Origin of the sequence: Sphingomonas sp. PAMC26645, assembly GCF_004795835.1 — a bacterium.
Classification (GTDB): Bacteria; Pseudomonadota; Alphaproteobacteria; order Sphingomonadales; family Sphingomonadaceae; genus Sphingomonas.
The window spans coordinates 738,109-750,147 of record NZ_CP039249.1; the positions used below are offsets into that span (position 1 = coordinate 738,109).

14 protein-coding genes are annotated in these 12,039 nt (G+C 65.8%); 8 read left to right on the forward strand and 6 right to left on the reverse strand.

The window, feature by feature from the left end; genetic code table 11:
• Nucleotide 1 precedes the first annotated feature (1 nt).
• From E5673_RS03580 to E5673_RS03595, 4 genes are read right to left on the reverse strand one after another with little or no spacing between them, the layout of a single operon-like run.
• Nucleotides 2-466 carry a DUF3429 domain-containing protein gene (locus E5673_RS03580; RefSeq protein WP_136188962.1) on the reverse strand — a complete coding sequence of 155 codons (465 nt, stop codon included), beginning with the start codon at nt 464-466 and terminating at the stop codon, nt 2-4.
• Nucleotides 466-1,176 carry an anti-sigma factor gene (locus tag E5673_RS03585; RefSeq protein ID WP_136188963.1) on the reverse strand — a complete coding sequence of 237 codons (711 nt, stop codon included), beginning with the start codon at nt 1,174-1,176 and terminating at the stop codon, nt 466-468. The genes E5673_RS03580 and E5673_RS03585 overlap by 1 nt, the downstream gene beginning before the upstream one ends.
• Nucleotides 1,169-1,738 carry a sigma-70 family RNA polymerase sigma factor gene (locus E5673_RS03590; RefSeq protein WP_136188964.1) on the reverse strand — a complete coding sequence of 190 codons (570 nt, stop codon included), beginning with the start codon at nt 1,736-1,738 and terminating at the stop codon, nt 1,169-1,171. The genes E5673_RS03585 and E5673_RS03590 overlap by 8 nt, the downstream gene beginning before the upstream one ends.
• A 10-nt stretch (nt 1,739-1,748) precedes the next feature.
• On the reverse strand, nt 1,749-2,174 hold the full coding sequence (locus E5673_RS03595) for a hypothetical protein (RefSeq protein WP_136188965.1): 426 nt from the start codon (nt 2,172-2,174) through the stop codon (nt 1,749-1,751).
• A gap of 146 nt (nt 2,175-2,320) precedes the next feature.
• On the opposite strand from E5673_RS03595, the gene rpiB reads away from it, so the two are divergent.
• The 5 genes from rpiB to E5673_RS03620 all read left to right on the forward strand — a co-directional run bounded on the left by rpiB (nt 2,321) and on the right by E5673_RS03620 (nt 6,071).
• Nucleotides 2,321-2,755 carry a ribose 5-phosphate isomerase B gene (rpiB, locus tag E5673_RS03600; protein WP_136188966.1) on the forward strand — a complete coding sequence of 145 codons (435 nt, stop codon included), beginning with the start codon at nt 2,321-2,323 and terminating at the stop codon, nt 2,753-2,755.
• The gene (locus tag E5673_RS03605; RefSeq protein ID WP_136188967.1) at nt 2,752-4,062 is read left to right on the forward strand and encodes a serine hydroxymethyltransferase; all 1,311 of its coding nucleotides are present in this window, start codon (nt 2,752-2,754) and stop codon (nt 4,060-4,062) included. Before rpiB ends, E5673_RS03605 begins: the two co-directional genes overlap by 4 nt.
• Nucleotides 4,063-4,067: 5 nt before the next feature.
• Nucleotides 4,068-4,247, forward strand: a complete 180-nt coding sequence (locus E5673_RS03610) for a hypothetical protein (RefSeq protein ID WP_056066278.1) — start codon at nt 4,068-4,070, stop codon at nt 4,245-4,247.
• Nucleotides 4,248-4,712, forward strand: coding sequence for a transcriptional regulator NrdR (gene nrdR / locus E5673_RS03615; RefSeq protein ID WP_136188968.1), 465 nt, complete (start codon nt 4,248-4,250; stop codon nt 4,710-4,712). It begins immediately after the preceding gene.
• A gap of 234 nt (nt 4,713-4,946) precedes the next feature.
• Complete coding sequence (locus tag E5673_RS03620; RefSeq protein WP_136188969.1) at nt 4,947-6,071, forward strand: TrmH family RNA methyltransferase; 1,125 nt, start codon at nt 4,947-4,949, stop codon at nt 6,069-6,071.
• Here E5673_RS03620 and E5673_RS03625 read toward each other — a convergent pair.
• On the reverse strand, nt 6,068-6,367 hold the full coding sequence (locus E5673_RS03625; RefSeq protein WP_136188970.1) for a chorismate mutase: 300 nt from the start codon (nt 6,365-6,367) through the stop codon (nt 6,068-6,070). The genes E5673_RS03620 and E5673_RS03625 overlap by 4 nt on opposite strands.
• 191 nt (nt 6,368-6,558) lie before the next feature.
• On the opposite strand from E5673_RS03625, the gene rpsD reads away from it, so the two are divergent.
• Nucleotides 6,559-7,173: a 30S ribosomal protein S4 gene (rpsD, locus tag E5673_RS03630; protein ID WP_056053294.1), complete on the forward strand. Its 615-nt coding sequence runs from the start codon at nt 6,559-6,561 to the stop codon at nt 7,171-7,173.
• A 62-nt stretch (nt 7,174-7,235) separates the two neighbouring features.
• Here rpsD and E5673_RS03635 read toward each other — a convergent pair whose 3' ends face one another.
• Nucleotides 7,236-9,233 carry a S9 family peptidase gene (locus E5673_RS03635; RefSeq protein ID WP_136188971.1) on the reverse strand — a complete coding sequence of 666 codons (1,998 nt, stop codon included), beginning with the start codon at nt 9,231-9,233 and terminating at the stop codon, nt 7,236-7,238.
• A gap of 124 nt (nt 9,234-9,357) precedes the next feature.
• Between E5673_RS03635 and E5673_RS03640 the strand changes: the two genes are divergently transcribed.
• The gene (locus E5673_RS03640; RefSeq protein ID WP_136188972.1) at nt 9,358-10,989 is read left to right on the forward strand and encodes a M28 family peptidase; all 1,632 of its coding nucleotides are present in this window, start codon (nt 9,358-9,360) and stop codon (nt 10,987-10,989) included.
• Between the two features lies 1 nt (nt 10,990).
• On the forward strand, nt 10,991-11,965 hold the full coding sequence (locus tag E5673_RS03645; protein ID WP_136188973.1) for an agmatine deiminase family protein: 975 nt from the start codon (nt 10,991-10,993) through the stop codon (nt 11,963-11,965).
• Nucleotides 11,966-12,039: the final 74 nt, after the last annotated feature.

Below are 12,039 nucleotides of genomic sequence, written 5' to 3' on the forward strand. Positions count from 1 at the left end.
ATTAAAGCGCCGCGGCCAGCATCGTCAGAACGCCCAGGCCGAGCGACAAGGGCATGCGCAGTTTCATCCAGCCGGGCGGCGCGATGCCGGCTTTGACGAGCGCACGGTCGACGAGCAGCGCGGCGATCAGGCTGATGCCGAGCACGACCAGCGACGGGCCGGGCCAGCGCAGGCCGACCATCCAGGGCCAAGCGGTGACCAGCGCGATCAGCGATGGCGCGACGCTCGCGAACCAGAGCCAGCGCGGTGGCGAGTCGGTGCGTGCGGCGAGACCCCACCAAAGGCCTCCGAGGAAGCTCAGGATGATCGCGGCATAGGCGTAGGCGATCGCCAGCGCGGAGAACCGGCTTTGCGGGTCGCCGCTCAGCAGCAGCGCGACCGCTGCGAGTTGCGGTAGGAGTCCGCTCAGCCCGAGCAGGCGCGCGATCGGCGGGATGCCGCTGGTCGCGGCTTGTCGCACGGGCATCAGACGCGGGCGACCACGCCGGTGGCGACGACCGGACCGGTCGGCAGGCCGGTCGGCGAGCCGCCGAGCGGCTCGACCGAGATCGCCAGCGTCGCGCCGGGGGTTATGCGACCGCGGTCGACGCCCTTGGGTGCGAGCGAGGTCGGACGGCCGGAGAGCAGGCCAAGCGAATGCGGCACGCCGTCTCCGCCGATCACCCAGAGCTGCGCGACGCGGGCGTCCGGAACGCCGGGGCCGGCCGCGACGCGGAGCGCGCCGTTTGCGGGATCGTACACTGCTGCAACCGGCGATTTCGTGTCGCCGAGCATAGCGACGAGTACGCTGGTCGGCCGCGCGACGGGGATCGGTTGCGAGACGGGCACGGTCGGCTCCGGGCGGATCATGACGAACAGCAACAGCGAAGCGGCGATCGCGCTGGTGACGGCGGCGAGCGCCGGCCATGCGAAGCGGCTTGTTTGCGTGGAGGCTTGCGTTCCATCGAGACTGGCTTCGATCCGGGCGGCGAGATGCGGCGGCGCGGCGTGTTCGGGCCAAAGGTCGAACAGGACTGCCAGACGCGACCGCCACCATTCGACCTGTGCGGCGAAACCGGGCTCGGCGAGCACGCGGCGCAGCGTTGCACCACGCTCTTCGCCTTCGAGCAGGCCAAGCGCGAGTTCGGCGGCGGCAACGTCCTCGGGCACGCCGGTATCGGTGGTCGGATCAACCATCGAGGCAATCCTTCAAGCGGGCGAGGCCACGGCGGACCCAGCTCTTCATCGTGCCCAGCGGCACGGCCCGCTTGATCGCGAGTTCGGCGTAGGTGATGCCGTCGAAGAACGCGGTGCGGATCGCGTCGCGCTGTTGCGGTTCGAGGCCGTTCAGGCACTCGATCAATTCGCGCGACGATTCGCTCGCCAGCATCCCCGCTTCGGCACCCTCGCCGGGATCGGCGACGTCGGGTGCATCATCGAGTGGGCTCGTGCGACGGACACTCTGCGCGCGCTGCCAGTCGATGGCGCGGTTGCGCGCGATCGTCGCCAACCAGGTTATCGGGCTCGCGCGACCGGGTTCCCAGGCACCGGCGCGTTTCCAGATCGTGAGATAGACCTCGTGCAGCACATCCTCCGCGGCTTGGGCGTTGCCACAGATACGGTGGGTGATCCCGAAAAGCTTCGCGCTGGTCAGCGTATAGAGTTCGCGAAACGCGTCGCGGTCCTCTTGGCCGGTCCGCAGCAGCACTTCGGAAAGGTGCGCGCGGGCGGCGTCGGCGTTGGCATGTGCGATAGTCACGGGCGGGAACCTAGCGGCTAAGTCCGTCGCGGCAATAGCCTTCGCCGGGCTTCACGGTGAGGCAGTCGGTTTTGCCGGCGAGGTACTTTAGCCCGGTCGCGTCGCCGTTGGTGGGGCGCAGCGTTTCGCGGACGCCACCGCGATCGAACGCTATCGTGTCGCCGCTCGCGATGCCGTCGAACTTACCCTTGTTGTCGAGGTCCCATTGCATAGTCAGTGTGTAGTGGCCGACGGTGGCGGTCGGGGCAACGTCGAGGACCATGCCTTCGACGCCGATCCAGCGACCGGTGTAGTCGGGCGCCGGTTTAGGCTTGGGAGCGGCGACCTTGCGTTCGACCGATCCGGCGGAGGTCATGTTTCCGTCGTTGCTGGTCTCGGGGGCCGGGCCGGAACACGCGGTCAGCGCGGCGGCGGCAAGCAGGGTGAGGGCCTTCATGAATGTCTCCTTCACGGTCTCGTTCGACGTCATTCCCGACCTTAACGCGCCATCCTGACGAAAGCGCCCGCGAACAGGTGTGGCAAATTCCGGCTCGGGGGGGTAGGGGGCTGGGCACTCGATCTCCCGTCACAGGAATACGCCAGGTGCGCATCGCCATCGCGTCCGATCACGCCGCCGTTTCGTTGAAAGCGGTGCTTGCCACGTGGCTGCGCGAGGCGGGGCATGACGTGCTCGATCTCGGGCCTGAGGGTACCGACAGCGTCGATTATCCTGACTATGGGTTCAAGCTTGCGTCAGCGATCGCCGATGGTAGCGCCGAGCGCGGCATCGCGCTGTGCGGCTCCGGGATCGGCATCTCGATCGCCGCCAATCGAAACCCGGCCTGCCGCTGCGCGCTCGTGTCCGAACCGCTGTCGGCGAGCCTTGCCCGCGTGCATAACGACGCCAACGCCATCGCGATGGGCGCCCGCCTGATCGGCGAGGAAATGGCCAAGGCGTGCGTCGAAGCTTTCCTGTCCGCCGATTTCGCCGGCGGCCGTCATCAACTCCGTGTCGACAAGTTAAAGGTCCCCGCATGAGCACTCAGCCCCGCGAACTCCACGACGTCCAGCCCGACGGCTTTTTCACGCGCGGCCTCGCCGATGCGGACGCTGCCGTATTCGCCGGCGTCGCCGCCGAACTGGAACGCGAGCGGACGCAGATCGAGCTGATCGCGTCGGAGAACATCGTCTCGAAGGCCGTGCTCGAGGCGCAGGGGTCGGTGTTCACGAACAAGTACGCCGAGGGCTATCCGGGCAAGCGCTATTACCAGGGCTGCGCGCCGTCGGACACGGTCGAGACGCTCGCGATCGAGCGCGCCAAGCAGATCTTCGGCTGCGGGTTCGTCAACGTGCAGCCGCATTCGGGCGCGCAGGCGAATGGCGCGGTGATGCTGGCGCTGGTCAAGCCGGGCGACACGATCCTCGGCATGAGCCTCGATGCGGGCGGTCACCTGACGCATGGCGCGAAGCCGGCGATGTCGGGCAAGTGGTTCAACGCGGTCCAGTACGGCGTGGATGCGACCACGCATCTGATCGACTACGACCAGGTCGAGGCGCTGGCGGTCGAGCATCAGCCGAAACTGATCATCGCGGGTGGCTCGGCCTACCCACGCGTCATCGACTTCGCCAAGTTCCGCGCGATCGCGGACAAGGTCGGTGCGTATTTCATGGTCGACATGGCGCATTTCGCCGGGATCGTCGCAGCCGGGCTGCACCCGACGCCGTTCGGCCACGCGCATGTCGTAACGACCACCACGCACAAGACGCTGCGTGGGCCGCGCGGTGGCATGATCATGACCAATGACGAGGCGATCGCGAAGAAGATCAACTCGGCGGTGTTCCCGGGTCTGCAGGGCGGGCCGCTGATGCACGTGATCGCGGCGAAGGCGGTCGCGTTCGGCGAAGCGCTTCAGCCCGACTTCAAGAGCTATATCGCCGCGGTCGTCGAGAATGCGAAGGTGCTGGCGGCGACGCTCAAGGAGCGTGGGTCGGACGTCGTCTCGGGCGGTACCGACACGCATCTCGCGCTGATCGACCTTACGCCACTGGGGATCACCGGGCGCGATGCGGACGAGGCGCTGGAGCGTGCGGGGATCACCTGCAACAAGAACGGAATCCCCAACGATCCTTTGCCGCCGGTCAAGACCAGCGGCATCCGCGTCGGTTCGCCAGCGGGTACGACGCGTGGCTTCGGCCCGGCGGAGTTCCGCGAGATCGGCAACATGGTCGCCGACGTGCTGGACGGCCTCGCGAAAAAGGGCGAGCATGGGGACCCGGAAGTCGAGGCGGACGTTCGGACCCGCGTGCGGGCTCTGTGTGCGCGCTTCCCGATCTATCAAGGATAAACAGCATGTCGAAGTTCGACGACGTCCAGAACGACATCAAGGCGACCCCCGGCCTCGGCAAGAGCATGGCCAAGTGGAGCGCACTCGGCGCGGTCGTGGCGATCCCGGTGCCGATCGTCGGCCCGATCTTCGGCGCACTCGCAGGCGCGGGCTACGCGTACTACAAGGGCAAGAAGAAGGTCTGAATGCGCTGCCCCTTCTGCGGACATGAAGATAGCCAGGTAAAGGACAGCCGCCCCACCGAAGACGGGGCGGCGATCCGACGCCGGCGCCAGTGCGAAGGGTGCGCGGCGCGTTTCACGACGTTCGAACGGATCCAGCTGCGTGAGCTGTTCGTGTTGAAGAGCGAGGGCAGACGTGAGCCGTTCGATCGCGAGAAGCTACTCAGGTCGTTGTCGATCGCGACGCGGAAGCGGGCGATCGAGGCGGGGCGGATCGAGAAGCTGGTGAGTGGTATCCAGCGTCGGCTGGAAACATTGGGCGAGAACGACGTCACGTCGAAGCGGATCGGCGAGATGGTGATGGACGGGCTCAAGGAGCTCGATTCCGTGGCGTATATCCGGTTTGCTAGTGTGTACCGGGATTTCAGCGAGGCCAAGGACTTTGAGGCTTTTGCCGGGAGTGTGGAGGAGGTTGGGCGAGCGGAGTGACCTGCTCCCTTACCAGTCCTTCGATACGCGCTCTCGACTTCGCTCAATCGCTACTCGGGACGAACGGTTTGGGGGAGTGGATTAGGGGCAGTGGATTGGAGTGGGGCCCCATCCTCATCGGCGCATTCGTGCCCTCACACCCCATGTAAAATAAGGCCCGCCACCCCCCATTCCGTTCGTCCCGAGTAGACGTCGAGCTTGTCGAGACGGCGTATCGAGGGATAAGCGCCACCTATGACATTCTGGGCCTATGTGGTGCGCTGCGCCGACGACAGTTATTATACCGGACATACCGACGATCTGGAGCGACGGGTCGGCCAGCATAATCTCGGCGAAATCCCGGGATACACGCAGACGCGACGCCCGGTGACGCTGATGTGGAGCCAGGAATTCCCCTCACGGCAGGAAGCGCTCGCAGCGCAGTTCCAGGTGAAGGATTGGTCGCGGAAGAAGAAGGAAGCGCTGTTCCGCGATGACTGGGCGGCAGTGTCGGCGGCGGCGCGGAAGCCTGAGCATTCCGAACCTATCCCTCGATACGAGGTCTCGACAAGCTCGACCTCTACTCGGGACGAACGGGATGGGGAGGGCGAGCAGGCTGGTATGGGCGAGGAAGCGACGGTCGGTGTCTCGACCCCACCCCCCGTCATAATCCTCGTCCGCCCCCAACTCGGCGAGAACATCGGCAAGGCGGCGCGCGCCATGCTGAACTTCGGCCTCAACGAAATGCGGCTAGTCTCCCCCAGAGACGGCTGGCCCAACCCCTCCGCCGGCCCGGCCGCCAGCGGTGCCGACATCGTGCTGCAAAACGCGAAGGTCTACGACAGCGTCGCCGCAGCCACCGCCGATTGCGCGCAGGTGTTTGCGACGACGGTGCGGAAACGTGGTGTGACCAAGCCTGTCGTGACCCCGGAGCAGGCGTCAACCGAGATCCACGCCGCCCCCGGTCGCTCCGCCATCCTGTTCGGGCCCGAGCGCTCCGGCCTCGAAACCGACGACGTCGCGGTCGCGCGGACGATCATCACGGTGCCGATCAACCCGGAATTCGGCTCACTCAACCTCGCCCAGGCGGTGATCCTGGTCGCATATGAATGGTCGAAGGGCTTAACCGCCGAGCGCGAGCTGTCGCAGCCGTCGATCAACCCGATCATGCCGCCCGCACCGCAGGAAGAGCTCGACGGGATGATCGGGCAGCTCGACGCGATGCTGATGGGGGCGGGGTTCTTCCATCTGCCCGACAAGATGCAGTCGACGCGGCGGACTCTCCGCACGCTGTTGACGAAGCCGGGCTGGTCGAGCCAGGAGATCCGAACTCTCCGCGGCGTGCTGTCGTCGCTGGCGGGGAAGAGGCCGCGGGGCTAGCGCCGGTCGAAGGCGGCGAGTTCGTAGGCGATCGAGGCTTCGACCAGGCGTTCCCACAGATCCGCGACCACGGCCTCCGGAACGCCCAGTCTCACTGCCTCGGCCCGCGCGTTGTCGATCACCTGTGTCTTCCGATCCTCGTCGCGGACGTGCCCACGCTCCGGCTTGATGCGCGCGGCTGCGTCCATGTAGGCGAAGCGCCTGGCGAGCAGCGCGACCACGTCGCGGTCGAGCGCGTCGACGCCTGCGCGGACCTCGGTCATGGTGGTGCAATCGGGGCCGGGGAGAATGGTCATGCGCCGTCTCTTGCCGAGACCCATCCGGCCTGTCCAGCTTGACTCTGGACCGCCCCCCGTCTAGGCGCCCGCCTTCGCAATGGCCCTGCACCCCGGTGAAGCGGTGGCCCTGCCCTGTCTGGACATCCGTCTCGTACAGCCAGCAGAGCGATACCGGGAACAACGTTGTTAGCATTTGCCAAGGACTTACTATGTCGAAGCGTCAAAGCGCGAAGTACAAACTCGATCGCCGTATGGGCGAGAACATCTGGGGCCGTCCCAAGTCGCCCGTCAACAAGCGCGAATACGGCCCGGGCCAGCACGGCCAGCGCCGCAAGGGCAAGGTCAGCGATTTCGGTATCCAGCTGCGCGCCAAGCAGAAGCTCAAGGGCTATTACGGCGACGTGACCGAGAAGCAGTTCCGTGCATGCTACCACGAGGCTGCGCGTCTGAAGGGCGATACCTCGCAGAACCTGATCGGCCTGCTCGAGCAGCGCCTCGACATGATCGTCTACCGCGCCAAGTTCGCGCCGACGATCTTCGCGGCACGCCAGATCGTCTCGCACGGCCACATCCGCGTCAACGGCGTGAAGTGCAACATTGCCTCGCGTCGCTGCTTCGTCGGCGACGAGATCACGCTGGGTTCGAAGGCGCAGGAAATGGCGCTGGTCATGGAAGCCCAGAGCCTCGCCGAGCGCGAGATTCCCGATTACGTCGCCACCGACGGCGCGGCCAAGGTCACCTTCACGCGCGTCCCGACGCTCGACGAAGTGCCTTACCCGGTGAAGATGGAACCGAATCTGGTCGTCGAGTTCTACTCGCGCTGATCTTTCGGTACTATCGATACGAGGAAAAGGGCGGTCCCGCGGGGCCGCCCTTTTTCGTTGCGCTACATGCCGAGTGACGCGCGAAGGAATGCATCCGCGTTTGTCAGCATGGTCGTCCGCGCACTTGCGTCGTCAAGCTGGTGATCCAGCCCGGCGAACTCGACCAGCTCGACCTTGCCCCCAACCGATTTCAGCCGGCTCGCCATCAGCCGGGATTCGCCGATCCCGACGTTGCGGTCCTTGTCGCCGTGGAACAGCAGGACCGGCACCTTGATCTTGTCGGCATTGCGCGCAGGCGAGCCTTCGCGAATGTGCGGGCCCTGCCCGATAAAGGCGTCGACCATCTTGAAGTTGCTATAGTTCCGCGACTCTTCGCGAAGGCTATCGAGATCGGTGACTGGCGCGATCGCGACGATCGCCTTGAACAGACCCGGATCCACCACCGACGATTGCAGTGCCGCATAGCCGCCATACGACCAGCCGACGATCGCGAGTTTGTCCGGTACCGTGATGCCCTGTGATACCAGCCAGCGGCCTGCGTCGTCGACATCGCCGATCGCGGTGCGCCAGGACTGGAAGCCATTCTTTTTGAACCAGGCCGATCCATAGCCCGTCGATCCGCGGAAGTTCGGTTGCAGCACCGCGAACCCGCGCGCCGCGAAGAATTGCGAGAGCCAGTCGAAGCCCCACTCGTCCCGGTCACCGGGGCCGCCATGTGGCATAACGATCGCCGGCAACCCTTTCCCTGTGCTGCCCGCGGGTAAGGTCAAATAACCGGGGATCATCGTCCCGTCGGCGGCACGGAAGGTGATCGGCTTGACGCTGGCGAGCGTGGTCTTTGCAAGTTGCGGCCGTGCGGGCAGCACTTCCTCCATCTTTCGCGTCGCCCGATCGAGCAGATAGTAGCGCCCGGGATCGACGTCGCTGCCCGCGAACAGCAACAGCTTGCTTTCGTCGCTGCTCGCGTCGACGAACGTGATCAGAGGTTGGCCGGGCAGTGCCTTTCGCAGTGATGCGGCGAGGGCCCGAAGCGCTGGGTCGAAGAACTCCGTCTCGCGGCGATCGGTAGCATAGGACGCGCCGACCACGCGCTTCTGTCGCCCGATCCTGATCAACTGGTCGACGTCGACATCGGCTCGGGCAAGGACGACCTCGCGCTTCAAGCTGCCGTCCAGCACGATTTTATAGAGCGCGGTCCGGCCGTCCTTGTCGTCGAAACCATAGGCGACGTTAAGACCAGAATCGACGGCATAGGGATTGAAGCCCGTATCTCCACCCCCGCCGATCGTCAGGCGGCCGAGTGGTTGCCAACCACGGTCGCCGGGTTTTCGATACGAATAGCTGATGGTGGCAGCATCGTATCCGATACCGGTCTTGGCACGCGTTCCGACGATCCGCACGACACCTTGGCCATCGCTGATATATTCGACCGCACCGCCACGCGGCTGTTCGATCGTTCGACGGGCGAGCGTGACGGTATCGATCCGTTCCACACCCAGGCCGTCGGTCTCGTTCGCCAGATGAGTCCCCGTCGTCACCTCGGGTACGAACTTGCGCGTCATCAGCACCGATCCGGTTGCGCCGTCGGCGGTCCAATCGATCACGGTGCCGCCGTCCTGCATGACGTCCACCGCGCGGGCGTTGTCGGATGCGGTCAATATCTTCATCTTGCCGCCGTCGCTATCGAGCGCGATCGCGCGGCTGAAACCCAGTATGTTGTAGCCATCGTCGGCGACGGTGACCATCTGACAGACCAGCCGGGTCGTGGTCGACCAATGGCAATCGGCGAGATGATCGGGGTTTCCCGATGCGGTCAGGATAGTCCTCGGATTGCCGCCCGCGACGAGATCGGCAATCTGAAGCGCTTCGCCGCGGCCGTTCGTGGGCACGACCAGCGCGACGTGCGTGCCGTCCGGCGACAGGCTGATCTGCCGGATGGCTTCACGAGCGCCGAACGCGGCGGCGGTCGGTCCGACGGGGTCGGGGGCTGCCTGCGCTGGCGGCATTCCCAATGCCACGCAGACGGCAGCACTCGCACGAATTGCAGATCGTAACCGCATCGCCGTTTCCCCCAATGTCCCCTTTGGGTATCCTATCGACGCCGGGCGGCACGGCAAGAGCAGCGGCGCTTGCGCGGTATCGGGCGCACTGCCAAAACGCGTATGACTTAACGGGGATATGTAGATGCGCGCTGCCATTTTGCCTTTGCTGCTGCTCGGGACCGCCGCGTCCGCGCAGACCACCCCTGCGATCTCGGTGGAGACGTTGAAGACCGTCACGCAGGTACTGTCGTCGGACGCGTACGAAGGCCGCGCGCCGACTACGCCTGCGGAGGCGAAGACGGTCGCGTATATCGTCGAGCGGATGAAGGCGGCTGGCTTGAAGCCCGGCAACAAGGGGTCGTGGACGCAGGACGTGCCGATGGTGGAAATCACCGCGGGCAACGTCGCGCCGTTCAGCTTCACCGGCGGCAAGGCACCGGTCAGTCTCGCCTATCGCACCGACATGGTCGCGGGCACGTACCGCGTGGCGCCGAAGTCCGCGGTGGCTAACAGCGACGTGGTATTCGTCGGTTACGGGATCACTGCGCCCGAAAAGGGCTGGGACGATTATGCCGGCACCGACGTGAAGGGGAAGACCGTGGTCATCCTCATCAACGACGCCGACTGGCAGACGATGTCGCGCGAGGGGCCGTTCGAGGGCCGTGCGATGACGTGGTACGGGCGCTGGCCGTACAAGTTCGAGAATGCGGCGAAGCACGGCGCGGCGGCGGCGATCATCGTCCATGATACCGAGCCGGCGGCATACCCTTGGGCGGTGGTGCAGTCGTCCTGGACCGGGCCGCAGCTCGAGCTGGACGAGAAGGGCGATCATCTCGACCAGTCGCAGATCGTCGGCTGGATGCAGAAGCCGGCCGCCGAGCGCGTGTTCGCGAGCGCGGGCAAGGATTATGCGACGCTGGCGGCGGCGGCGAAAGTGAAGGGGTTCAAGGCGGTACCGCTCGGGCTGAAGTTCGGTGGCGGGTTCGACAACACGATCAAGCGGCAGGCGTCGAAGAACGTCATCGGCGTGCTGCCGGGGACGGCGGCCCCCAACGACTACGTGATGTATTCGGCGCATTGGGATCATCTCGGGCGCTGCGACGCCGTCGATGGCGACGATATCTGCAATGGCGCGGCGGACAATGCGAGTGGGGTCGCGGGGCTGGTTGCCTTGGCCGAGGCTCAGGTGAAGGCGGGGCCGGCCAAGCGCTCGATCGCGTTCCTGGCGGTGACGGCGGAAGAGTCCGGGCTGCTAGGCTCGCGCTATTATGCCGAGCATCCGATCTATCCGCTCGCGCATACCGTGGGCGGGGTGAACATGGACGTGCTGAACGTCGACGGGCGGGCGAAGGACTTCGTGCTGACCGGCGCGGGGAAATCCGAGATCGAGGATCTGGTGAAGCCGTTCGTCGCTGCCGAGGGCCGCGTGATCGGCGTCGAGGCGAACCCGGAGCGCGGCGGCTACTACCGGTCGGATCACTTCAGTTTCGCCAAGCTGGGCGTGCCGATGCTCGATGGCGGCAGCGGCGAGGACCTTGTCGTCGGTGGAACGGCTGCGGGACATGCGGCGCGCGAGGATTATGTCGCGCATCGCTATCACAAGCCGGCGGACGAATATGACGCCAAGTGGGACTGGTCGGGCGCGGTCGAGGATTTGACGATCTATTACGGGCTCGGGCGCAAGCTCGCGGACGATACCAGTCTGTGGCCGAACTGGTATAAGACCGCCGAATTCCGCGGCATCCGTGACCGCGATCGCGCAGGAGCCAAGTAACGTGACCACATCCGCCGTCTCGACCCCAGCCGAATGGGCGCACCACAAGGCCGTCTGGATCGGCTTTCCGAGCCATGCGGACCTGTGGCTGGAGGATCTGGAGCCCGCGCGGGACGAGGTCGTCGCGTTTGCCAAGGCAGTACATGCCGGCGGCAAGGGCGAGACGGTGATTCTGGTCGCGGCCGACGTCGGGTCGGCGACCACCGCCAAGAAGCTGGCGCCGTTCGCGGACGTGGTGGTCGAGCCGTTCGGCGATATCTGGCTGCGTGATACCGCCCCGATCATCGTCGGCGACGGCAGCGCGCGGGACTTCCGGTTCAATGGCTGGGGCGGGAAGTACGACCTGCCCGGCGACGACACGATCGGGCTGCGGCTGGCGGAAAGCCGGCACACGCGGGTCGAGGCGTGCGACTGGGTCCTCGAGGGCGGCGCGATCGATGGCGACGGCACCGGGACGGTCGTCACGACTCAGCAGTGCCTGCTCAACCGCAACCGCAATCCGTCGCTGACCAAGGCGGAGATCGAAGCGCGGTTGGCGTCGGATCTCGGCTATTCGCGCGTCGTTTGGCTTGGGGATGGCTTGGTCAATGATCACACCGACGGCCATGTCGACAACCTCGCGCGGTTCGTCGGCGAGGGGCGCGTGGCGATCCCGAAGGCGACGGACAACGATCCGAACTGGCAGGTGTATCAGAACGCCGCGCGGGATGCCGAGGCGGCCGGGCTGGAGGTGGTAACGATCCCGTCGCCGGGCCGCGTGCTGCGCGACGAGGAGGTCGTGCCGGCGAGCTACATGAACTTCTATATCGGCAACGCCGCGGTGGTGGTGCCGTTGTACGGGGCCGAGAACGACCAGGCGGCGGTGGTGGCGATCCAGGCGCTGTTCCCGGACCGTGAGGTGGTCGGGCAACGTGCGGACCATATCCTGACGGGGGGCGGAAGCTTCCACTGCATCTCGCAGCAGATTCCGGGGTAATTCCGCCGATTGTGACGGGCGATAACCTCTGAACCAACCACCACCCCGGCGGAGGCCGGGGTCCAATTGGGAGA

Coding starts and splice junctions, on each gene's coding strand:
- nrdR (WP_136188968.1), top strand. CDS start 4,248: ATGCGCTGCCCCTTCTGCGGACATGAAGATAGCCAGGTAAAGGACAGC.
- rpsD (WP_056053294.1), top strand. CDS start 6,559: ATGTCGAAGCGTCAAAGCGCGAAGTACAAACTCGATCGCCGTATGGGC.
- E5673_RS03625 (WP_136188970.1), bottom strand. CDS start 6,367: ATGACCATTCTCCCCGGCCCCGATTGCACCACCATGACCGAGGTCCGC.
- E5673_RS03635 (WP_136188971.1), bottom strand. CDS start 9,233: ATGCGGTTACGATCTGCAATTCGTGCGAGTGCTGCCGTCTGCGTGGCA.
- E5673_RS03580 (WP_136188962.1), bottom strand. CDS start 466: ATGCCCGTGCGACAAGCCGCGACCAGCGGCATCCCGCCGATCGCGCGC.
- E5673_RS03620 (WP_136188969.1), top strand. CDS start 4,947: ATGACATTCTGGGCCTATGTGGTGCGCTGCGCCGACGACAGTTATTAT.
- E5673_RS03640 (WP_136188972.1), top strand. CDS start 9,358: ATGCGCGCTGCCATTTTGCCTTTGCTGCTGCTCGGGACCGCCGCGTCC.
- E5673_RS03605 (WP_136188967.1), top strand. CDS start 2,752: ATGAGCACTCAGCCCCGCGAACTCCACGACGTCCAGCCCGACGGCTTT.
- E5673_RS03595 (WP_136188965.1), bottom strand. CDS start 2,174: ATGAAGGCCCTCACCCTGCTTGCCGCCGCCGCGCTGACCGCGTGTTCC.
- E5673_RS03585 (WP_136188963.1), bottom strand. CDS start 1,176: ATGGTTGATCCGACCACCGATACCGGCGTGCCCGAGGACGTTGCCGCC.
- E5673_RS03610 (WP_056066278.1), top strand. CDS start 4,068: ATGTCGAAGTTCGACGACGTCCAGAACGACATCAAGGCGACCCCCGGC.